Raw genomic sequence first — 19,896 nt, forward strand, 5'->3', positions numbered from 1 at the left:
TTTCGTATACGAAGCGTATATAGTCGCGACATGGGAATCGTCAAAATCTCCGACCCGATGCACGAGAGCCTGCGCGTTGCCAGCCAGGCCTTGTCGCGCTCCATCAATGCCCAGGCCGAGCACTGGATGCGCATCGGCATGCTGGCCGAACTGCATCCGCAATTGAGCCACAGCGAGATCTGCCAGCTTCTGATCCGCGCCGAGCAGGAGGGTGGGCTGGACCTGGCGCGCTTGGCCGGTTGGACGCAACCTGTGAAGGCCAAGGGAGCGCGGGCATGAAGAGTCTCAAGTTGCGCAGCCCTGCGGAGGTCGCCAAGGCCCGCGAGGCCGGGCACCTGATCGCCGAGGTGCTGGCCATGCTCAAGCCCCATGTCGTGCCCGGCGTGACGACGGAGGAGCTGGACACCCTCTGCCATGACTACATCGTCGACACGCTCAAGTGCATCCCGTCCAACGTCGGCTATCACGGCTACCCGAAAACGGCTTGCATCTCGCCCAACCACGTCGTCTGCCACGGCATTCCGTCCAAGGACAAGCGGCTGAAGAAGGGCGACATCGTCAACGTGGACGTGACGCTGACCAAGGATGGCTGGTTCGGCGATAGCAGCCGCATGTTCATCGTCGGCGAGGCCAATGTGCTGGCGCGCCGGCTCGTCAACACGACGTATGAAGCCCTGCGCGCCGGCATACGCCAAGTGCGCCCGGGTGCGACGCTGGGCGATGTCGGCCATGCCATCCAGACGGTTGCGCATGCGGCTGGCTTCAGCGTCGTGCGGGAGTACGGCGGCCATGGCATCGGCGACGTCTATCACGACGACCCGCACGTCAACCACTTCGGCCGCCCCGGCGAAGGCCTGAAGCTGCAGGAGGGCATGATCTTCACGATCGAGCCCATGATCAACGCGGGCGGCGCCGGCATCCGCGAGCTGAACGACGGCTGGACGGTGGTCACGCGCGACCACTCGCTGTCGGCCCAGTGGGAGCACATGGTGACCGTGACGGCCGATGGCTTCGAGATCCTGACGCCCTGGCCGGATGGCCTGGGCGACTACCCGGCGATCGAGTAGGCCTTCGCCTACGGGGCGATGCAGGCCGCTCCGGCAGTGGGTGAATGCCCCGGGCCGCACAGTGAATGTGTCGTCGCCTCGGGAGCCGTCATGACCGAATCCTTCACGCAATTTCTCCATGCGAGAGAAGTCGCCTCGCTCGACTACGTGCGCGGGCAGCCGGACGCCTTCCTGGCGCGGGCTACCGCGCACGGCAAGGCGAGCTTCTTTCCGCCCGGCGGCGGACATGTGCGCGGCGCAGTGGCCGTGAAGGAGCGCCAGGCCAAGGATGCGGAGGCCTTCGACGAGGGCACGCAAAGCAGCCGCTTCGAGATATTCCACAGCGCGGCTGACCAGGAAGTCGGCTACTGGACCGGCCTGCAGCACGCCAGGGTGCAGATGAAGGGCAAGGACGAGTTGTTGTCGATGACGTTGCGCGTCACCGAGGTGTTCCGCCGCGAAGACGGCGAATGGAAGATCGTCCACCGCCACGCCGACATGCTCGCCGAGCCTCAGGAGAATCCCGGCCACTGAGCTTTCAGGCCGGCGTCGTCTCGGCCCGCAGCTCGCGCGCTGCCGCCACCATGCGCACCAGCGCCGCCTCGGTTTCGGGCCAGCCGCGGGTTTTCAGCCCGCAGTCGGGATTGACCCAGAGCAGGTCGGCCGGGATGACCTCGGCGGCCTTGCGCAGCAGGCGCAGGATCTCCGCGGTGTCGGGCACGCGCGGCGAGTGGATGTCGTAGACGCCGGGGCCGATCTCGTTGGGGTAGCGGAAGTCGCCAAAGCCGCGCAGCAGTTCCATGTCGGAACGGCTGGTCTCGATGGTGATGACGTCGGCATCCATGGCTGCGATCTCGGGCAGGATGTCGTTGAACTCTGAGTAGCACATGTGCGTGTGGATCTGCGTGTCGTCGCGCACCGGGCTGGCCGACACGCGGAAGGCGCGCGTGGCCCAGGCCAGATAGGCGCCCCAGGCCGCGCGGCGCAGCGGCAGGCCCTCGCGGATGGCGGGCTCATCGATCTGGATGACGGCGATGCCGGCGGCCTCCAGGTCGGCCACTTCGTCGCGGATGGCCAGTGCGATCTGCAGCGCCGTGGTGACACGCGGTTGGTCGTCGCGCACGAAGGACCATTGCAGGATGGTGATGGGGCCGGTCAGCATGCCCTTCATGGGCTTGGCCGTGAGGCTCTGGGCGAAGACGGTCCAGTCCACCGTCATTGGCGCTGGGCGTGATACGTCGCCAAACAGCACCGGTGGCTTCACGCAGCGTGAGCCATAGCTCTGCACCCAGCCGTTGGCCGTGAAGGCAAAGCCGGCAAGCTGCTCGCCGAAGTACTCGACCATGTCATTGCGCTCGGCCTCGCCGTGCACCAGCACGTCCAGGCCCAGCGCCTCCTGCTTGCTGACCGCGAGTGCGATCTCGCGCTGCATGGCCTCGCGGTAGGCCGCATCGTCCAAGATGCCGCGCTTGAAGGCGGCGCGAGCGGCGCGGATCTCGGCGGTCTGCGGGAAGGAGCCGATGGTGGTCGTGGGGAAGGCCGGCAGGCGCAGGCGCTGCCGTTGTGCGGCCTGGCGGATGCGGAAAGGCGAGCGGCGCTGCTCGGCGTCGGCGGGCAGTGCCTTGAGGCGGGCCGCGACGGTGCCGTTGCGCACGCGCGGGCTGACGACACGGGCTGCGCGGGCGACGCGGGACTCGGCCAACTCGCGGGCCACGCTGGCTTCGTCTCCCCACAAGGCGCGCTTGAGCACGCGCAGCTCGTCCAGCTTCTCGACGGCGCCGGCCAGCCAGCCCTGCAGCTCGGTGTCGAGCGCGGCGTCGTGGCGCAGGCTGAAGGGCACGTGCAGCAGCGAGCAGGACGGCGCCACCCACAGCCGCCCCCCGCGCACCTCGCGGACCTTGTTCAGCTGTGACAGCGCCTGGTCCAGATCACTGCGCCAGATGTTGCGGCCGTCGATGATGCCAACCGACAGCTCGCGGTCCAGCGGCAGTCGCAGGGCCGCGGGCAGCAGTTCCTCCGGCGCGCGCACGGCGTCCACATGCAGGCCGGCGACGGGCAGTTCGCAGGCAAGCGCCAGGTTGTCGCCCAGCGGCGAGAAATAGGTGGCCAGCAGCAGCGGTTGGCCGACGACGCCCAGGCGCGCATAGGCCAGGCGCAGCGCGTCCTGCCAGGCTGGGCTGAGGTCCAGGCCGAGGATGGGCTCGTCCAACTGAACCCAGGTCACGCCGCGGGCGGCCAGGCGGGTCAGCAACTGCTCATAGGCGGGCAGCAGGCGCTTGAGCAGCACCAGCTGGTCGAAGCCCTCCTGCTTGCTCTTGCCCAGATACAGGAAGCTGACTGGCCCGAGCAGCGCGACCTTGGGGCTGGCCGGCAGGGCGATGGCCTCATCGACTTCGGCGAGCAGGCGCTCGGCGTTCAGGCTGAACTCGGTCGCGCTGTGGAACTCGGGCACCAAGTAGTGGTAGTTGGTGTCGAACCACTTGGTCATTTCCAGCGCGGGCACGCCATCGACGTGCGTGCCGCTGCAGCCGCAGGCCTCGGTGTGGGTATGGGTCGTCGTGATGCCACGGGCCATCGCGAAATAGCGCTGCAGCGGGGTTTCCTGGCCGGTGAAGCCGAAGCGTGCCGGTTCGCAGCCGAACAGCTGGATCAGGTGGGCGACGTGGTCGTAGAGGGCGAAGTCGCCGACGGTGACATGGTCCAGCCCCGCGTCCTGCTGCAGCTTCCAGTGGCGGGCGCGCAGCTTGGCGGCCTGGGCTTCCAGCTCGGTGGCGGGTAGCTCGCCGCGCCAGTGGCGCTCCAGCGCCGTCTTCAGTTCGCGGTGCTCGCCCATGCGTGGGAAGCCGAGGATATGAGTCTTGATCATGATGAATCGAGCAATGCTGAAAGTGATTCGCGATGATCGGCAATCCGTGACTATGATTCAAACGAAACGTTTTCTGAATCATCGTAAGTTCCGCTCATGCAAACGCCGCTCGAACTGCGCCATCTGCGCACCCTGGTTGCTTTGCGCGAGGCCGGCAATCTGTCCCGAGCGGCGCAGTTGCTGAACCTGACGCAATCGGCCTTGTCCCACCAGCTCAAGGCCCTGGAGGAGCACTACGGCGCCGAGCTGTTCGCGCGCAAGAGCAACCCGCTGGTGTTCGGCGCCGTCGGCCAGCGGCTGCTGAAGCTGGCGGACTCGGTACTGCCCCAGGTCGACGAGGCCGACCGTGACGTACGCCGCCTGGTGGACGGCTCGGCCGGCCAGCTGCGCATCGCTGTCGAATGCCACACCTGCTTCGACTGGCTGATGCCGGCCATGGACGCCTTCCGCGGCCGCTGGCCGGAGGTGGAGCTGGACATCGTCTCGGGCTTCCAGGCCGACCCGGTGGGCCTGCTGCACCAGGACCGCGCCGAGCTGGCCATCGTGTCGGAGGTGGACGCCGACGAGACCGGCGTCGTCGTGCACCCGCTGTTCAGCTTCGAGATCATTGCGCTGCTGCCCAAGGGCCATGCGCTGCTGACCAAGCCGTGGCTGGAGGCGGCGGACTTTGCCGACCACACCCTCATCACCTACCCGGTGCCCGACGAGATGCTGGACCTCGTGCGCCGCGTGCTTCAGCCCGCGGGCATCACGCCGCCGCGCCGCACCAGTGAACTCACGGTGGCCATGCTGCAGCTCGTGGCCAGCGGCCGCGGCATTGCGGCGCTGCCGCTGTGGGCGGTGGAGGGCTATCTGGCGCGCGGCTATGTGGCGCGGCAGCGCATCGGCGAAGCTGGACTGACCGGGCGGCTGTATGCCGTCAGCACGGCGGGCCTCGCGGCCAAGCCCTTCCTGGCTGACTTCGTGCGGCTGATGCGCGAAACCTCGCTGCTCAATCTGGCGGCGGTCAGCCTGCTCTAGTTTCGTGCGTGGGTCACGCGGTATCCCGCCACGCCGGGCAGCTCATGCAGCCGGTCGGTGAAGCGGCACAGCGTCTGGCCCTTGAAGTTCTGCTTGGCCGTGCAGACGAAGCGCCACTCCTCATGGTCGCCCTGCTTCTCGATGCTCAGCGAGCCGGGCGCGAAGCGGTAGCCCAGGCCATCGGCGAACTCGGCCAGTTCGGCCTGCGTGAAGCGCCGGCCTGATTCGCCGCGAAGCGTCACCGCGATAGCAGGGTGAGAGGGCAGCCGGCTTTCCAGTTTGGCGCCCCACATCATCAACGTCGCACACAGCAGCGTCAACGCGATGGCGGCGAAATAGAAGCCCATGCCCAGCACGATGCCGATGGCCGACGCCGCCCACATCGACGCTGCCGTCGTCAGGCCCGAAATGTTCATGCCCTCGCGCATGATGACGCCGGCGCACAGGAAGCCGATGCCTGTCACGACGCCCTGGATGACCCGCGTCGGATCGGTGAACTGCGGCAGCGACCCGCCGGCCATATGGCCGCCAAACCATTGGTCGGGGTAGCCGACGAGGATGGTCACCGCGCAGGACGCCATGCACACCAGCGCATAGGTGCGCATGCCCGCCGCCCGGCCGTGGTAGGCCCGCTCATAGCCGAGCAACAGGCCCAGCACCATGGCGCCGACGAGATGCATCAGCATCAGCACGTTGGCGGCCCATTGGCTGTCGGTCCAGTAGCGCAGCAGGTGGTCGGCTTCGAGCATGGGCGTGGGCGCTGGCGGGGCGAACCTGCCCCGAGGCCACGCTAACCCAGTCCCGCCCCGCTCGCCAGGGGGCTGGACGCGGGGGACTTCAAGCGAGAGCCGTCATCCGCTCCACGAGCACGCAGCGCACCCATTTGCGCGCTGTGATCTGCGCGGTCTGCGCCAGCAGGAACTCCTCAGCCTGGGAGTTGGGCGACTCGAACTCGAAGCCACCCAACTGCACGATGCGGCTCAGCGGCCGTGTCCAGACGCGGCGCACATCGGCGGTGAAGAGAGGCACGCCCTCGTCCTCGCCGAGCAGCAGGCGCAGCTCGTAGTGCTGGGCATCCAGTGGTGGATCGGCCGCAGCCAGGATCTGCAGGCCGGCCTCGCTGAGGTTGACGACGACACCGCCGCGCGCCTCGGCCAGGCCCTCGGGCTTGATGACCCAGACAGGCAACTGCTCGTGCTCGTCGGGCACCAGGAAGAACTCGACGCGAGGGAAGCGGCGTTGGTCAATCGACATGATGTGATTTCGGTTCGTGATCGGGTCGGATCAAAGCATCTGCGAATGACAGGCGCTTGTCAGCAGCAGCGCCGTCCCCTGATTTGACTACGGTCAAACCGCCAGCAGGTCGACCTCAAACAGCAGCGTCGCGTTCGGCGGGATGACGCCACCCGCGCCGTGTGCGCCATAGCCCAGCTCCGGCGGCAGCACCAGCATGCGCGTACCGCCGACCTTCATGCCCTGCACGCCTTCGTCCCAGCCCTGGATGACCTCGCCGCCACCGAGGCGGAACTTGAAAGGCTGGCCGCGGTCCTTGCTGGAGTCGAACTTCTTGCCACGCATGCCGTCCTTGTAGAGCCAGCCGGTGTAGTGCACCGACACGCGCTGGCCTTTGGTGGCTTCGGCGCCATCGCCCACGACGCGGTCCTCGAACTGCAGGCCGCTGGAGGCGGTGTGCAGGTTCAGCTCGACATGCTCGGGGCCACCGGCGAGGCCCAGCAGCTCGACCTCGAAGCACAGCGTCGCATTCGGCGGGATCACGCCGCCGGCGCCACGTGCACCGTAGCCCAGCTCAGCCGGGATGATCAGCGTGCGCTTGCCACCGATCTTCATGCCCTGCACGCCCTCGTCCCAGCCGCGGATGACCATGCCGGCGCCCAGCTCGAACTCGAAGGGATCGCCACGGTCCTTGCTGGAGTCGAACTTGGCGGCCTTGGCGCCGTCGACCCAGAGCCAGCCTGTGTAGTGGACGGTGACGTCGTGGCCGGCCGCGGCCTGCTTGCCGTCGCCTTCGACGCTGTCTTCGAATTGCAGGCCGCTGGGCGTGGTGTTCATGGGAAATCCTTGGTTTGAAAAGCGCTGGATTGTCGCCGCAGAGTCGCTTGCCTGCACCCACAGCGGGTGCGGCTGCGGGAGTGTCGTTTGCCTCGCCGGGCACATGAAGATCACCGGCGCATGCCACTGCGGCGCGGTCCGGTACGAGGCTGACATCGATCCGCGCCACGTCACCATCTGCCATTGCAAGGATTGCCAGCGCCTGACCGGATCGGCTTTTCGGGTCTCGGTGGGCACCACGAGCGAGCAATTCACGCTGCTTCGCGGCACGCCGGCGGTCTACGTCAAGGTTGGCGACAGCGGCGCAAGGCGGGCCCAGGTGTTCTGTTCCGGCTGCGGCTCGCCCCTGTGGACTTATGACGTCGACAGCCCCGCCAGATTGGGGCTTCGCGTCGGCTGCATTGACCAGCGCGAAGCGCTTCGTCCGACGAAACAGATCTGGTGCCGGTCGGCGCTTCCCTGGTCCATGGACATTCGCGACCTGCCGCGCAGTGACGGGGAGTGACCTGCACGCGGGAACACTGATTGCCGGAAGTTCCGATCCACCTTGGAGCAGCGAAATGCACACGCAAACCATCGAGCACGACGGGCTGACGCTGGCTGTTTTCCATCGCAGGAGACAGCACCAAGCCGGGCCTCCTTTTTTTGCATGGCTGGCCACAATCCAAAGAGGTCTACGACCAGGTGATCGATGATCTCGGCGCGGATCACTTTGCCCTTGCCTTCGACCTGCCGGACATCGGCGAATCGCGAGGGGCGCCTGCTTCTGCAGAGAAGAAGACGCTGGCGGACATCGTCCTCAGCGCGGCCGAGCGACTCGGCGCGCGGTCGACGGTGATCGCGGGCTTCGACGTCGGCGGCATGATCGCCTATGCCGCGGCGCGCGATCACGGAGATCGAATCACGGGCGCTGTCGTCATGAACACCGTCGTTCCCGGCATCGATCCATGGTCCAAGGTTCTGTCGGATCCGCGTATCTGGCACTTCGCGTTTCATGCGTTGCCCGAGTTGCCGGAGCTTCTCGTTGCCGGGCATCAGCGTGCTTACTTTGATTTCTTCATCAATTTTCTGGCGGGCAAGAAGGAGGCGGTGTCCGAACGCCACCGAGCCGCGTTCGCGCGAGCCTATGAACGGCCACAGGCGCTTGCGGCCGGCTTTGACTGGTACCGCGCGTTGTCGGCTGATGCCAAGCGGAACGGCCAGCCCAAGAACATCCGCACACCGATCCTCTACCTGCGCGGAGATGCAGACGGCCGCTCGCCAGACGAGTACGTCGCGGGATTGAAGGGCATGGGCGCGCAGCAGGTCCGTGGCGAAGTGCTCCGGGGCAGCGGTGAATTCGCGCCGCTAGAGGTGCCGGAGGCCTTCGTGCAGTCCGTTGCCTCCTTTGCGAGGGCATGCAAGCCTGGCGCCGGTGCGGCCTAGCCACTCGCTCAAGCACCTGCGCGTTGGACCTGGCCCTTCTCGCGCCACTGCAGCAGCGCTTCGGCCAGTGTTTCCTGGGTCGTCCGGTGGCGAGCCTGCAGCAGCAACCCCAGCTCCGCCGCTGCATCGCGCAGCCGCCCGGCAGGGTCGGCAAGGTCGATGGCCGCCGCGCCGTTCTGCTTGGACAGCTTGTGCCCGTCCATCGCCAGCACCAATGGCGTGTGCAGATAGTGCGGTGTCGGGAAGCCAAGTGCCCGCTGCAGCGCGATCTGGCGTGGCGTGTTGTCGGCCAGGTCCTCGCCGCGGACGATGTCGGTGATGCCTTGGTCGGCATCGTCGACGACGACGGCAAGCTGGTAGGCCCAGAGGCCGTCGGCGCGCTTGAGCACGAAGTCACCGACCTCGGTTGTCAGGTCCTGCGACTGCGTACCGAGGCGGCGGTCCTGCCAATCGATGCGGCCATCGACGCGAAAGCGCCAGGCGCGCGCTGGCCGACCCTGGGTGCCATTGCGACAGGTGCCGGGGTAGATCAGTTCACCATGCTTGGGTTTGGGGCCGGCTGCCGCTGAGATCTCGGCGCGCGTGCAGGCGCAGCCATAGGCATGGCCGGACGCGATCAGCCGGTCCAGGGCCGCCTGGTACAGATCGCCGCGCCGAGACTGCCAGACCGGTTGCTCGTCAGGTCGCAGCCCAAGGGCAGCCAACTGGCCGAGGATGACCTCATCCATACCCGGCGGGCAGCGCGGGCCATCGACGTCTTCGATGCGCACCAGCCACTCGCCGCCGTGGGCGCGGGCGTCCAGCCAGCTCGCCAGCGCCGCCACCAGCGAGCCGGCGTGCAGCGGGCCGGTGGGCGAGGGCGCGAATCGACCTCGATAGCTCATCAGAGCAGCAACCCCTCGTGCTGTTCAAGCAGCGCCTTGCGCGTCGTCTCGCTGCGCAGCTTGTCCAGCCACCATGCGAGCGCCTTGCCCGGGGCGGGGCCAGTGTCGCGCCAGGCGTAGTGCATCTTGCCGGTGCGCCGGCCTTCATAGGTGGCCTTGCGCACCAGGCGGCCGGCCTCGATGTGGCGGCGCACGATGGGCACCGGCAGGGAGCCGCAGCCCAGACCGCGCATCATGGCCTCCAGCTTGATGGCCAGCGACGGCACGGTCAGCACGTCCTGGCCTGGCAGCAGGCCGACGCTGAGCGGCGCCATCAGCCGGGCACTGTCGGCCACGGCAACGATACGGTGCTCGGCGATCTGGCTTGCGCTGAGCGGCTCGGGCAGGCTGGCCAACGGGTGGTGGGGCGCGATGCAGAAGGCGAACTCCAGCTCGCCCGCGAACTCACAATGGATGCCGCTGTTCTGCAGCTGGCCCGGTACACCGATTGCTATGTCGGCCTGGCCATGCAGCAAGGCCTCCCAGGTGCCGGCCAGCACCTCCACGCGCAGCTTGAGCCGGGTCGGCGGTGGGCCGCCACCGTCGATCTTCTCGGCGTAGAAGGCTTCCATGAGGTCGAAGAGTGCGCGGCGAGCAACGGCGTCGTCGACGGCCAGCGTCAGCTCGCTCTCCCAGCCGGTGGAGATGCGTCGCACGCGGTTGGCCACGGCGTCCAGCTCCTGCAGCAGGCGCCGGCCTTCGTGCAGCAGCTCCTGGCCGGCCGCCGTCAGCACCGCCTGGCGGGAGCTGCGATCGAAGAGCAGCACGTCGAGTGCGTCTTCGAGCTGACGCACGGAATAGGTCAACGCCGACGGCACGCGGCCCATCTCGCGAGCCGCGGCGGCGAAGCTGCCGGTGCGGGCGATGGTGTCCATCATGGACAGGGCTTCGGGGGTCAGTGCGCGACGTTTGTCCTGGGGATTCGGCATGCGTTCAGTCTATTTGAATGGTGTCCTCAACGCCGGCCGACTCCCGAAAGCGAGGGCTGCTCCTACATTGACTCCATCGCCAACAAGCAAGGAGCCTCAGCATGCAAAACCAAGTGATGCAACTGATCAAGTCGAGTGACCGCGGCTATGCCGACCATGGCTGGCTGAAGTCCTTTCACAGCTTCTCCTTTGCCGACTACTACGATCCGGCCCGCATGGGCTTCGGGCCGCTGCGCGTCATCAACGAAGACAAGATCGCGGCGGGCAAAGGGTTCGGCACGCATGGCCATCGCGACATGGAAATCATCAGCTACGTGCTCTCCGGCGAACTGGCGCACAAGGACAGCATGGGCAATGGTGAGGCCGGGGGCGCGAATGCGGGTGTCATCCGCCCCGGCGATGTGCAGCGCATGAGCGCCGGTACCGGCGTGATGCACAGCGAGTTCAACCATGCCAAGGACGAAACGACGCACTTCCTGCAGATCTGGATCCGACCTGACGCCCGCGGCATCGCGCCGAGCTATGAGCAGAAGCACTTCGACGCCGGCTCCAAGCGCGGCCGGCTGCGCCTTGTCGCGGCCAATGATGGCGCCGAAGGCTCCGTGACCATCCACGCCGATGCGCGCCTGTACGCCGGTCTCTTCGACGGTGCCGAGCAAGCGGACCTTGAACTGGCGCCCGGTCGCCTTGCCTATGTGCACCTCGTGCGTGGCGCGCTTAGCGTGAATGGACAAGACCTGACAACCGGTGATGCCTTGCAAATTCGCGAAACATCGCGCCTCGCGTTGACGGCCGGCCATGATGCCGAGGTGCTCGTCTTCGACCTGGCCGCCTGAGATGAAGCCCCTCGCCCGGTTTCGCCTCGCTGAACGCGGGCGGATCCGGTCGGTCCCCCGCGGGGACGGCGATGCTTGCGGCGTTGAGCCGCAAGCACATCGCCAGCGCGGGCCGGCTAGGGAGCGGCCCGGCGCTCGTCCCGCAAGTTTCGAATTCACTCCACTCCGAAAGGAACTTCCATGAGCAAGATCGTTGTCGTCTACCACTCCGGCTACGGCCATACCAAGCGCATCGCCGAGACCGTCGCCGAGAGCGCTGGCGCCCAGCTCATCGCCATCGATGCCGAAGGCAATCTGAAGGACGCCGACTGGGAAGCGCTGGCCGCGGCCGATGCCATCGTCTTTGGTTCGCCCACCTACATGGGCGCGGCCAGCTGGCAGTTCAAGAAGTTTGCCGACGCCTCCAGCAAGGTCTGGTTCGGCCAGGGCTGGAAGGACAAGCTGGCCGCCGGCTTCACGAACAGCGCGTCCATGAATGGCGACAAGCTGTCGACGCTGCACTACTTCTTCACGCTGAGCCAGCAGCACTCCATGCTGTGGGTGGGCACCGGCATGATGCCGGCCAACAAGAAAGCCTCGACGCGCGACGACATCAACTACGTCGCGTCCTTCGGCGGCCTGATGACGGTTTCGCCCAGCGATGCCTCCACGGACGAGATGGCCGCGGGCGACTTCGCCACGGCGAAGGCCTTCGGTGAGCGCATCAAGACGGTTGCCGCCCGACTGAGCAAGGCTTAAACCAGGCCCAGATCGCGCGCGCTGGCCCCGGGAAAGACGGCGGCCAGCTGCGCGTCGTTCAGGCCGTACATACGCTTGAACAGGCCGCCGAAGAGAGCCCGGTACTCGTTGAGCACCGGGTAGTCGCGGTTCTGGAACAGTGTGGCGGCCTTGACCTCCACCTGTTCGCCCAGCACCCGGCCGCCCTTCACGCCGCCGCCCAGCACCCAGTAGGCGCTGCCGTGGCCGTGGTCGGTGCCGCGGTTGCCGTTCTCGCGGAAGGTGCGGCCAAACTCGCTGACCACCACCACCACGGTGTTGTTCCACTGCGGCCCCATCTCGTCGGCAAACAGCGCCAGGCCGCGGCCCAGTTCGCCGAGCTTGGTGGCAAGCTGGCCGGTCGCCCCGCCCTGGCCGACGTGGGTGTCCCAACCGCCGACGTCGATGAAGCCCAGCGTCACGCGTTCGCGCATCAGCCGTGCGATGCGCCGTGCTTCGAGCGCAAAGCCCTTGGCGGCAATGGCACCGCGGCTGGCCGCCTCCATCTCGCCCGCCATCTCGCGCGAAACCTCGTCGCGCACCTCGAAGCCACCGCTGACCGTGCCGGCCATGCGTGTGTTGGCATACATGCCGGCAATGACCTGGGCCTGGGTGGCGTTGATGGCCGGCTTGCCGAGGTCGCGCAGCGCCTGGTTGGCCACGGGCAGGTTGCCACGCAGGATCAGCGGCACCTGGTCGGTGAAGGCCATGGCTTCCAATCGCGAACTGACGGGCGAGCCCGCACCGAGCACGCCGGCCAGCCGGTTCATGAAGCCGCTGCGGAAGTCGCGTGAACCCTCGTCGGCCAGGCCCAGCTCGATGTGGTCCTGGGTCTCGAAGTGGCTGCGCGTCGTGTCGTTGGTGCCGGCAAAAGGCACGAAGGCCGCCTGGCCCTTGAGCCACAGCGGGTGGATGCTGTCGGCCACCGCGGGCGACAGGCCCCAGCTCGCGTCCAGCGGCAGCGCGGCCGCCTTGGCGATGGCGATGTTGGGCCGGGCCTCGTAGTAGAAGCTGGATGAGGTGGGCACCAGCAGGTTGGCCGCGTCATAGGCGCCGCGCAGGAAGACGACGAGCAGCCGGGGCGTGTCGGCCGCCGCGGCCCACAGTTGCGTTGGCAGGACGGCGGCACCCAGGCCGAGCTGGAGCAAAAGGCGTCGGTTCATGGCGTCACCTGTTCATGAAGTCGGGGGAGGCCAGCAGATAGGTGTTCCATTCCTGCGGCGAGGTGGCTTGTGCCAGCGCTTGCTGCGTGGGCGCGGCCAGCCGCGGCGCGATGCCTTCGTAGTACAGCGGGTGGGCGATCTGCGGGAAAGCCGGCCGGTCCTTGGCCTCGCCCTCGACCTTGAAGAGCCCAGCGCTGCCGCTGCCGATGGCGCGCGCGATCTCGAATCGCGTCGTCATCTGGCCCGGGCCGGCCCAGGCGCTCTCGTCCAGCGCATAGCCATCGGGCGTCTGGCGGTTGTAGGGCGCCTGGCCGAGGCGGTAGAGCCAGCCGATCATGGGGCCGGTGTTGAGCACGACCTTGTCGGCATAGGCCAGGCGCACGGCCGACACGACGTAATGGGTCGGGTCCTTGAACTTGCGGCCCAGCGAGGCCTCGAACTCGGGCGAGCCCACCATCGCGCGCAACACCTCGGCGATGCGGCCATCGCTTTGCTGCCAGCGCTCGGCCATGCGCTCGACCAGGGCCGGTGGCGGCTCGTCGGCGACGAAGTACTGGGCCAGCTTGCGCGACACGAAGCGTGCCGTGCTCGGGTGCTTGGCCAGCAGGTCCAGCACCTGGTCCAACTCGGCTTCGCCCCGGCCCTTGACGGCGATGCCGAGCAGTTGCTTGTCGCCGAAATCGTGCCGCGCTGGGTTGAACTCCATCAGCCCGTTTCGGCGGTATTGCGCCTCCTGCGCGGGCTTGAGCTTGGGTTTGTTGTCGGTCAGGTTCACGCCCAGCCCGGTCAGCACGCGGGCCAGCTCCTGCACATCCTTCTGGCTATAGCCACCGCCCACGCCCAGGGTGTGCAGTTCCAGCAGCTCGCGGGCGTAGTTCTCGTTGATGCGGTTGGCGGCGTTCTGCTCGTTGTCGAGGTAGCGCAGCATGGCCGGGTGGTGGGCCGTGTAGCCGAGCAGGTCGCGAAACTTTCCCAGGGCCCGTTCGCGCAGGCCCTGCTCGTAGTCGCCCACCATGACGCGCAGGTTGCTCTTGTACTGGTGGACGTTGAAGTGGTTGAACCAGAACCAGGTCAGCTGCTCCTGCACCTGGTTGGATGAATACAGGGCGTGCAGCAGCTGGCGGGTTGACGCCTCGCGGGCCAGCTTGGTCAGGGCCTGCTGGTAGTTCTTCTGCGCCTCGGCCTTGGCCGCGTCGTCGGCCAGCGCGTCGGCGGCCTTGCGCTGGGCTTCCATCTGCTGCACCAGCGGCAGCAGCGGCTGAGTGATGGCGAGGGCCTGGATCTGCGCTTGAGCGGCGTCGGGCAATGCCGCCTGGTTGGCGGGTTTGAGCTGGGCGTCCAGCCAGGCTTCGCGGCCACGGCTGCGCACTTGCGCGAGGTCGGCACTGCTGGCGCCCCAAGTGAGGCGGTCCAGCCAGAGCGTGTCCTGTGCTGGACCGTGTGCCGAGGTGGCCGGCGGCGGGGCCGTGGCGCAACCGACGAGGCTGACGAGGAGAGCGGTGCTGAGCGCGAGGTTTCTCATGGCGGCCTCATGATGAGGCCGCTCAACGGTCCATGTCGAGGCCGGAATGACGGCCGCAACAAGACTTCACATCCTTACTTCGCGCCAGGTGCGTAGATTTGATCAAACACGCCGCCATCGTCGAAATGAGCTTTCTGAGCCTGGCGCCAGCTGCCGAACAGCTCGTCGAGAGTGAACAGCTTCACCGGCGCAAATTGCTTGGCGTACTTGGCCGCGACCTTGGCGTCACGCGGGCGGTAGTAGTTCTTGGCTGCGATCTCCTGACCCTCGGGGCTGTAGAGGTAGTTCAGGTAAGCCTCGGCCTGCTTGCGCGTGCCGCGCTTGTCGACGACCTTGTCGACGATGGCCACCGGCGGCTCGGCGAGGATGGACACGCTGGGCGTGACGATCTCGAACTTGTCCGGGCCGAGTTCCTTGACGGCCAGGTAGGCCTCGTTCTCCCAGGCGATCAGCACGTCGCCGATGCCGCGCTCCACAAACGTCGTCGTCGAGCCGCGTGCGCCCGAGTCCAGCACCTTGGTGTTGGCGTAGATGCGCTTGACGAAGTCCTTGGCCGAGTCGGGCGTGCCGCCGTTCTTCAACGCATAGCCCCAGGCGGCCAGGTAGTTCCAGCGCGCCCCGCCGCTGGTCTTGGGGTTGGGGGTGATGACGTCGACGCCGCTGCGCGCCAGGTCGGGCCAGTTGCTGATCTTCTTCGGGTTGCCCTTGCGCACCAGGAAGACGATGGTCGACGTGTAGGGGCTGGCGTTGTTGGGCAGCTTCTTCTGCCAGTCCAGTGGCAGCAGCTTGTGGTCGGCGATGGCGTCGATGTCATAGGCCAGCGCCAGCGTGACGACGTCGGCCTCCAGTCCGTCAATGACCGCGCGGGCCTGCTTGCCCGAGCCGCCGTGCGAGGCCTTGATGCTGACCGTCTCTCCGGTCTTGGCCTTCCACTGCGCGGCGAAGGCCTTGTTGAAGTCCTGGTAGAGCTCGCGCGTCGGATCGTAGGAGACGTTGAGCAGCGAGGTCTGGGCCAATGCGCCGGTGGCGGCGACGGCAAGCGAGAGGGCGGTGAGAAGGCGACGCATGGTGTTTGAGTTAGGGATGGAACGGTTCACTCTAGGGATGGGGGCAGGCGTGGGCAAAGAAGAAGAACAACCAAGCTCATGCGGCTTTCGACCAGGCCAGCACGGGTTCAGCCGCCACGGTCGGCAGCTCGTGGCGGGCCGCATCGACGACCTCTCGCTTGAGCGGCGACGCAAACGTCTGGATGAACTCGTAGATGTAGTCGCGCAGATAGGCGCTGCGGCGCACGGCCAGCCGCGTCATGTTGTCCTCGAACAGATGGCGCGCGTCGATGGCGCGCAGATGACGGTCGCGCTCCTCGTCGAAGGCGATGGCCGCGACGATGCCCACGCCCAGGCCCAGCTCCACATAGGTCTTGATGACGTCGGCATCCATCGCGCTCAGCACGATGTGGGGCTGCAACTGGGCCGAGGCAAAGGCCTCGTCGATGTGGGAGCGGCCGGTGTAGCCGGGCTCGTAGGTGACGATGGGGAACTGCGCCAGGCGGGCCAGCGTCAGCGGGCCATCCAGCAGCGGGTGGTCGGGCGGCACGACGACCGAGTGTGTCCAGCGGTAGCAGGGCAGGGCGACGAGTTCAGGGTATTGCGCCAGCGCCTCGGTGGCGATGCCCACGTCGGCCTCGCCATCGAGCAGCAGGCGGGCGATCTGCTGGGGCGAACCCTGCTGCAGATGCAGGCTCACATCGGGATGATGGGCGCGGAAGTCGCGCACGGCGGGTGGCAGCGCATAGCGCGCCTGGCTGTGCGTGGCCGCGATGCGCAGGCGGCCGCTGCCGGCCTGGGCGAAGTCGTCGGCCGCGCGCTTGAGGTTCTCGGCCTCCAGCAGCAGGCGCTCGATGACGGGCAGCACCTGCTCGCCCGGCTCGGTCAGCCCGGTCAGGCGCTTGCCGACGCGCACGAAGAGTTCGATGCCGAGTTCTTCTTCCAGCTCGCGGATCTGGCGGCTGACGCCGGGTTGCGAGGTGTGCAAGGCCTGAGCGACTTCGGTCAGATTGAAGCCGCGGCGCTGGGCTTCGCGGACGGAGCGGAGTTGCTGGAAGTTCATGCGGGGCGATTCTGCGAACAGCGATCACTTCTGTCGTCGAACCATTCGCCATATCGTTATGCACTTCGTGGTGGTGTCAGGCGCTTTTGGCGCGCCTACAGTTGGCTGGCATCCAAGGAGTCAATGCATGCATAAGGAAGCCATTCCGACCCAGGCCTGGGCCTTGTTCGATCGATACGTGCACGGCGACCTGAGCCGGCGCGGTTTTCTTGAGCAGGCCGCCAGCTTCGCCGGTGGCCCGGCGGGTGCCGCTGCGCTGTTGGCCACACTCAGCCCTAATTTCGCCGCGGCCCAGCAGGTCAAGCCAGATGACCCGCGCCTGGCCACGCGCCGCCAGGCCTTCGAGTCGCCGCAGGGCAGCGGCAAGGTGCAGGGCTATCTGGCCAAGCCGGCAAGTGCTGCGGGCAAGCTGCCCGCCGTGCTGGTGGTGCATGAGAACCGTGGCCTGAACCCGCACATCGAGGACATCGCCCGCCGTGTCGCGCTCGCCGGGTACGTGGCCTATGCGCCCGACGCACTGGCGCCGTTGGGTGGCTACCCGGGCGACGAGGACAAGGCGCGTGAACTCTTTGGCAAGCTCGATGCCACCAAGACGCGCGCAGACATCGTCGCCGCCGCTCGCGGGCTGCTGACGCTGCCCGACGCCGATGGCAAGGTCGGCGTGGTCGGCTTCTGCTGGGGAGGTTCGCTGGCCAACCATGTGGCCACGCAGGTGCCCGAGCTGGCCGTGGCCGTACCCTTCTACGGCGCTGCGCCGGCGCTGGAGGACGTGCCGCGCATCAAGGCGCGGCTGCTGCTGCACTATGCAGGCAACGACGAGCGCGTCAACGCCAGTTGGCCGGCCTATGAGGCCGCGCTGAAGGCGGCGGGTGTGCGCTACGAGCAGTTCGTCTACGCCGGCGCACAGCATGGGTTCAACAACGACACGACGCCTCGGTATGACGCGGCGGCGGCCCAACTGGCCTGGGACCGCACGCTGGCGGTGTTCAAGTCGACATTGGGCTGACGCCCACTTTGCGGCGGTTGCGGGCCGAGCGCCGGGCCGCTCCCTAGCCGGCCCGCCTTGGGCGATGCTTGCCGGTCAATCCGGCGGGCATCGTCGTCCCCTCGGGGGACCGATCAGGCTGGCCGCGTTCAGCAGGCCGGCCTGGGCGAGGGGCTGACATTCTCAGACGGCAAAGGCCCACTCGCGGAATTCCGCGTGGCGCGGCCTTTGCTCCGCGGCGGCACGGGCTCGCGCGGCCTCGATCCAGCTCTTGGCCAGCGGGAAGGGCCCGAAGCCGGCCTCGGCATTGATGTGCCCGACCGGGCCGAGATTGCTGTAACTCGCTCCCCAACGGTGCGCCCAACGCGCGGCGCTGGCGGCGCTCATCCACGGATCGGTGCTGCTGGCAATCAGTCGCGAGCGGCGCGGCAGGCGATGGTGGGGCAGCGACTCGGCGATGCCGAACTTGTCGGGTTCCGCGGGCGCGACGAACAGCGCTTCGCGGATGGGCGAGGCGGGCTGGTCGGCCAGATGGCGGGCCAGGGCCAGGCAGCCGAAGCTGTGGGCCACGGCCAGCCATTCCCCTTCACCCGCCACTTCCAGCGTGCGCTGGATGCGCTCGGCCCAGCGCTCCAACTCGGGTTTGCTCGGGTCGCGCTGCGTGACGCGGCGGGCGTCGCGGTACTGGCCCTGCAGCCAGGTCTGCCAATGCGCCGGGCCGCTGTCGTGCAGGCCCGGGATGATGAGAACGCGGGGCGCCTGGTAGCTCATGACGTCACAGCGTCGCGATCGACACTTCGGTGGACTTGACCAGGGCGACGACCTCGCGGCCGACCTCCAGCCCCAAGTCCTTGACCGAGCGTGTCGTGATGACCGACGTGACCACGTCGCCGTTGCGGGTGAGGACGTCGACCTCGGACACGACCGGCCCCTCGATGATTTCCTTGATCGTGCCGCGGAACTGGTTGCGCACGTTGATGGCGGTGATGCTCATGAAAACTCCTGGATGGGGAGATTTCAGTGTGCTCAGTGCCGATGAATCAGGGAACGAAGGGTTTTGTAGCAGGACATGCGAGGGGCGAGGAAGGGGTGAGCAAGACGCGCAGCCACGCGCCGCGTGACTCGAAGCCCCGTCATTTCGCTCAAGCGCTGTTCGCCAAGCGCCGGCGCCTTGCCGACAACAGCGATAGCGCGAGGCCGCCCAGCATGAACAGGAGGATCGAACCCGGTTCCGGAACCTGCGGCGCAATCGGTGTGACCAGCGCTCCCTGGCTGTTGGTCAGCGACCAGCCCTGCTGGAGCACCCCTGCGGCGTCATGGACGGTCACCGCGGACAACATGGCGGTATGGGAGGCGTCGAACACGGCGTTGGTCGAGAAGCGGTCATACGCGGGCCCGATCAGCGCCGCAATTTCGCTGTGCGTCATCTGCCAGCCGGCGATGAAGTCGATCTGAATCGCAAAAGGCACGCCGTTCTGCACCTTGAGCAGGCCCGAGGAGAACGCGGCGCCGCCAAAGGGAACGATCGCTGCGGTATTGCCATCCGTGGTCTTGTAGTCATACCAGCGGTAGTTGTCGATGCTCATGAAAAGATCGACCGTCGGCGCGGTTGGCAAGGGACCGATCACCGGGACACCGGGCGGCACGCTGCCCCACAGCGGGTTGTACGGATAAAAGTTCGGCGGCAGGCCCACCGCGCCACCGGGCGCAAAAAGATCGCCCAGCTTGCTGCTGACCCCGAACGCGAACGCCGGCGCCAGATCCATCCCGATGGGCGCGCCTGGAACGGTGATCGTCCAGGTGTCGCCAAAGCCGGCGTTGGTGCGAAAGCCGGTCCAGCCCACCCCGTTGTTCAGCGGAATGCCGCTGCCTTTCAGATCGTGGTAACTCCGAAAAACGGGCGCGCCACCCACCACGCTCGCCTCGGTCCATACGTTCTGGACGATCTCTCCGTCGACCAGCGGATTGAAAACCCCATCGAAATCGCGGTCCCACTCGTTGCGCTGGCGCACGATCTCGGTTTTCGCACCGCCCGAGCGTGTCACGGCGGGGCCGAAGACCGTGATGTTGCCCCAGTCGGTCAGAGAGGAGGTCAGCACTGCCGCGCTTGCAATCTCGGCGCCGGCTGACAGTGCGATGGCACCGAGCAGAAGGATCTGGCTTGATCGCATGGTGCACCTCGCGCGGCAAAGGAAGGCCATTGTGCGCGGCGCGCCTGAAAAGGCGCGGTTCAGACTAGGGGAGCG

At 67.2% G+C, this 19,896-nt stretch carries 22 protein-coding genes and 1 pseudogene; 9 read left to right on the forward strand and 14 right to left on the reverse strand.

Annotation, left to right across the window (positions count from 1 at the left end; all coding sequences use genetic code 11):
* Positions 1–30: 30 nt before the first annotated feature.
* The 3 genes from ASC95_RS04335 to ASC95_RS04345 all read left to right on the forward strand — a co-directional run bounded on the left by ASC95_RS04335 (position 31) and on the right by ASC95_RS04345 (position 1,580).
* The gene (locus ASC95_RS04335; protein ID WP_057296510.1) at positions 31–279 is read left to right on the forward strand and encodes a ParD-like family protein; all 249 of its coding nucleotides are present in this window, start codon (positions 31–33) and stop codon (positions 277–279) included.
* Positions 276–1,067, forward strand: a complete 792-nt coding sequence (gene map, locus ASC95_RS04340; protein ID WP_057296511.1) for a type I methionyl aminopeptidase — start codon at positions 276–278, stop codon at positions 1,065–1,067. The genes ASC95_RS04335 and map overlap by 4 nt, the downstream gene beginning before the upstream one ends.
* 90 nt (positions 1,068–1,157) lie before the next feature.
* On the forward strand, positions 1,158–1,580 hold the full coding sequence (locus tag ASC95_RS04345) for a nuclear transport factor 2 family protein (protein WP_057296512.1): 423 nt from the start codon (positions 1,158–1,160) through the stop codon (positions 1,578–1,580).
* Positions 1,581–1,584: 4 nt separating this feature from the next.
* Here the strand turns inward: ASC95_RS04345 and metE are convergent, their stop codons facing one another.
* Positions 1,585–3,912: a 5-methyltetrahydropteroyltriglutamate--homocysteine S-methyltransferase gene (metE, locus tag ASC95_RS04350; RefSeq protein ID WP_057296513.1), complete on the reverse strand. Its 2,328-nt coding sequence runs from the start codon at positions 3,910–3,912 to the stop codon at positions 1,585–1,587.
* A 96-nt stretch (positions 3,913–4,008) separates the two neighbouring features.
* On the opposite strand from metE, the gene ASC95_RS04355 reads away from it, so the two are divergent.
* Entirely contained in the window at positions 4,009–4,932 is a 924-nt protein-coding gene (locus ASC95_RS04355; RefSeq protein WP_057296514.1) for a LysR family transcriptional regulator, read from the forward strand.
* Here ASC95_RS04355 and ASC95_RS04360 read toward each other — a convergent pair.
* The 4 genes and pseudogenes from ASC95_RS04360 to ASC95_RS31620 form a co-directional block, all read right to left on the reverse strand.
* Positions 4,929–5,681, reverse strand: coding sequence for an MgtC/SapB family protein (locus tag ASC95_RS04360; protein WP_057296515.1), 753 nt, complete (start codon positions 5,679–5,681; stop codon positions 4,929–4,931). The two genes, ASC95_RS04355 and ASC95_RS04360, sit on opposite strands and share 4 nt — an antisense overlap.
* 88 nt (positions 5,682–5,769) lie before the next feature.
* Entirely contained in the window at positions 5,770–6,186 is a 417-nt protein-coding gene (locus tag ASC95_RS04365) for a PilZ domain-containing protein (RefSeq protein ID WP_057296516.1), read from the reverse strand.
* Between the two features lie 93 nt (positions 6,187–6,279).
* Positions 6,280–6,627: an FKBP-type peptidyl-prolyl cis-trans isomerase gene (locus ASC95_RS31615; protein WP_369820589.1), complete on the reverse strand. Its 348-nt coding sequence runs from the start codon at positions 6,625–6,627 to the stop codon at positions 6,280–6,282.
* 30 nt (positions 6,628–6,657) lie between these two features.
* A pseudogene (locus ASC95_RS31620) lies at positions 6,658–7,002 on the reverse strand (FKBP-type peptidyl-prolyl cis-trans isomerase); the annotation flags it as partial.
* Between the two features lie 103 nt (positions 7,003–7,105).
* Here ASC95_RS31620 and ASC95_RS04375 point away from each other — a divergent pair.
* On the forward strand, positions 7,106–7,507 hold the full coding sequence (locus tag ASC95_RS04375) for a GFA family protein (protein WP_057296518.1): 402 nt from the start codon (positions 7,106–7,108) through the stop codon (positions 7,505–7,507).
* 179 nt (positions 7,508–7,686) lie between these two features.
* A complete protein-coding gene (locus tag ASC95_RS04380) occupies positions 7,687–8,427 on the forward strand; it encodes an alpha/beta fold hydrolase (protein WP_235537682.1) in 741 nt (246 codons plus the stop codon).
* Positions 8,428–8,435: 8 nt separating this feature from the next.
* On the opposite strand, the gene gluQRS is transcribed toward ASC95_RS04380, so the two are convergent.
* Both gluQRS and ASC95_RS04390 read right to left on the reverse strand, forming a co-directional pair.
* Positions 8,436–9,311, reverse strand: a complete 876-nt coding sequence (gene gluQRS, locus ASC95_RS04385) for a tRNA glutamyl-Q(34) synthetase GluQRS (protein ID WP_057296519.1) — start codon at positions 9,309–9,311, stop codon at positions 8,436–8,438.
* On the reverse strand, positions 9,311–10,279 hold the full coding sequence (locus ASC95_RS04390; RefSeq protein ID WP_057296520.1) for a LysR family transcriptional regulator: 969 nt from the start codon (positions 10,277–10,279) through the stop codon (positions 9,311–9,313). The genes gluQRS and ASC95_RS04390 overlap by 1 nt, the downstream gene beginning before the upstream one ends.
* 113 nt (positions 10,280–10,392) lie before the next feature.
* Between ASC95_RS04390 and ASC95_RS04395 the strand changes: the two genes are divergently transcribed.
* Positions 10,393–11,115, forward strand: coding sequence for a pirin family protein (locus tag ASC95_RS04395; protein ID WP_057297046.1), 723 nt, complete (start codon positions 10,393–10,395; stop codon positions 11,113–11,115).
* Between the two features lie 180 nt (positions 11,116–11,295).
* Positions 11,296–11,853, forward strand: coding sequence for a flavodoxin family protein (locus ASC95_RS04400; RefSeq protein ID WP_056197620.1), 558 nt, complete (start codon positions 11,296–11,298; stop codon positions 11,851–11,853).
* On the opposite strand, the gene ASC95_RS04405 is transcribed toward ASC95_RS04400, so the two are convergent.
* From ASC95_RS04405 to ASC95_RS04420, 4 genes are all read right to left on the reverse strand, one after another.
* Positions 11,850–13,034, reverse strand: coding sequence for a DUF1501 domain-containing protein (locus tag ASC95_RS04405; RefSeq protein WP_057296521.1), 1,185 nt, complete (start codon positions 13,032–13,034; stop codon positions 11,850–11,852). The two genes, ASC95_RS04400 and ASC95_RS04405, sit on opposite strands and share 4 nt — an antisense overlap.
* Positions 13,035–13,038: 4 nt before the next feature.
* A complete protein-coding gene (locus tag ASC95_RS04410) occupies positions 13,039–14,556 on the reverse strand; it encodes a DUF1800 domain-containing protein (RefSeq protein ID WP_057296522.1) in 1,518 nt (505 codons plus the stop codon).
* A 74-nt stretch (positions 14,557–14,630) separates the two neighbouring features.
* Positions 14,631–15,623, reverse strand: a complete 993-nt coding sequence (locus tag ASC95_RS04415; RefSeq protein ID WP_057296523.1) for a sulfate ABC transporter substrate-binding protein — start codon at positions 15,621–15,623, stop codon at positions 14,631–14,633.
* 76 nt (positions 15,624–15,699) lie between these two features.
* A complete protein-coding gene (locus tag ASC95_RS04420) occupies positions 15,700–16,665 on the reverse strand; it encodes a CysB family HTH-type transcriptional regulator (RefSeq protein ID WP_057296524.1) in 966 nt (321 codons plus the stop codon).
* 127 nt (positions 16,666–16,792) lie between these two features.
* Here ASC95_RS04420 and ASC95_RS04425 point away from each other — a divergent pair, with 127 nt between their 5' ends.
* Positions 16,793–17,671 (forward strand): dienelactone hydrolase family protein, encoded by an 879-nt coding sequence (locus ASC95_RS04425; protein WP_057296525.1) that lies wholly within the window; start codon positions 16,793–16,795, stop codon positions 17,669–17,671.
* Positions 17,672–17,833: 162 nt separating this feature from the next.
* Here ASC95_RS04425 and ASC95_RS04430 read toward each other — a convergent pair whose 3' ends face one another.
* The 3 genes from ASC95_RS04430 to ASC95_RS04440 form a co-directional block, all read right to left on the reverse strand.
* Complete coding sequence (locus ASC95_RS04430) at positions 17,834–18,421, reverse strand: alpha/beta hydrolase (RefSeq protein ID WP_057296526.1); 588 nt, start codon at positions 18,419–18,421, stop codon at positions 17,834–17,836.
* 4 nt (positions 18,422–18,425) lie between these two features.
* Entirely contained in the window at positions 18,426–18,644 is a 219-nt protein-coding gene (locus tag ASC95_RS04435) for a molybdopterin-binding protein (RefSeq protein WP_057296527.1), read from the reverse strand.
* Between the two features lie 148 nt (positions 18,645–18,792).
* Positions 18,793–19,821 carry a PEP-CTERM sorting domain-containing protein gene (locus tag ASC95_RS04440; protein ID WP_057296528.1) on the reverse strand — a complete coding sequence of 343 codons (1,029 nt, stop codon included), beginning with the start codon at positions 19,819–19,821 and terminating at the stop codon, positions 18,793–18,795.
* Positions 19,822–19,896: the final 75 nt, after the last annotated feature.

This window comes from Pelomonas sp. Root1217, from assembly GCF_001425705.1.
Taxonomy (GTDB): domain Bacteria; phylum Pseudomonadota; class Gammaproteobacteria; order Burkholderiales; family Burkholderiaceae_C; genus Pelomonas.

Coding starts and splice junctions, on each gene's coding strand:
- ASC95_RS04335 (WP_057296510.1), top strand. CDS start 31: ATGGGAATCGTCAAAATCTCCGACCCGATGCACGAGAGCCTGCGCGTT.
- map (WP_057296511.1), top strand. CDS start 276: ATGAAGAGTCTCAAGTTGCGCAGCCCTGCGGAGGTCGCCAAGGCCCGC.
- ASC95_RS04345 (WP_057296512.1), top strand. CDS start 1,158: ATGACCGAATCCTTCACGCAATTTCTCCATGCGAGAGAAGTCGCCTCG.
- metE (WP_057296513.1), bottom strand. CDS start 3,912: ATGATCAAGACTCATATCCTCGGCTTCCCACGCATGGGCGAGCACCGC.
- ASC95_RS04355 (WP_057296514.1), top strand. CDS start 4,009: ATGCAAACGCCGCTCGAACTGCGCCATCTGCGCACCCTGGTTGCTTTG.
- ASC95_RS04360 (WP_057296515.1), bottom strand. CDS start 5,681: ATGCTCGAAGCCGACCACCTGCTGCGCTACTGGACCGACAGCCAATGG.
- ASC95_RS04365 (WP_057296516.1), bottom strand. CDS start 6,186: ATGTCGATTGACCAACGCCGCTTCCCTCGCGTCGAGTTCTTCCTGGTG.
- ASC95_RS04375 (WP_057296518.1), top strand. CDS start 7,106: ATGAAGATCACCGGCGCATGCCACTGCGGCGCGGTCCGGTACGAGGCT.
- gluQRS (WP_057296519.1), bottom strand. CDS start 9,311: ATGAGCTATCGAGGTCGATTCGCGCCCTCGCCCACCGGCCCGCTGCAC.
- ASC95_RS04390 (WP_057296520.1), bottom strand. CDS start 10,279: ATGCCGAATCCCCAGGACAAACGTCGCGCACTGACCCCCGAAGCCCTG.
- ASC95_RS04400 (WP_056197620.1), top strand. CDS start 11,296: ATGAGCAAGATCGTTGTCGTCTACCACTCCGGCTACGGCCATACCAAG.
- ASC95_RS04405 (WP_057296521.1), bottom strand. CDS start 13,034: ATGAACCGACGCCTTTTGCTCCAGCTCGGCCTGGGTGCCGCCGTCCTG.
- ASC95_RS04410 (WP_057296522.1), bottom strand. CDS start 14,556: ATGAGAAACCTCGCGCTCAGCACCGCTCTCCTCGTCAGCCTCGTCGGT.
- ASC95_RS04415 (WP_057296523.1), bottom strand. CDS start 15,623: ATGCGTCGCCTTCTCACCGCCCTCTCGCTTGCCGTCGCCGCCACCGGC.
- ASC95_RS04420 (WP_057296524.1), bottom strand. CDS start 16,665: ATGAACTTCCAGCAACTCCGCTCCGTCCGCGAAGCCCAGCGCCGCGGC.
- ASC95_RS04425 (WP_057296525.1), top strand. CDS start 16,793: ATGCATAAGGAAGCCATTCCGACCCAGGCCTGGGCCTTGTTCGATCGA.
- ASC95_RS04430 (WP_057296526.1), bottom strand. CDS start 18,421: ATGAGCTACCAGGCGCCCCGCGTTCTCATCATCCCGGGCCTGCACGAC.
- ASC95_RS04435 (WP_057296527.1), bottom strand. CDS start 18,644: ATGAGCATCACCGCCATCAACGTGCGCAACCAGTTCCGCGGCACGATC.
- ASC95_RS04440 (WP_057296528.1), bottom strand. CDS start 19,821: ATGCGATCAAGCCAGATCCTTCTGCTCGGTGCCATCGCACTGTCAGCC.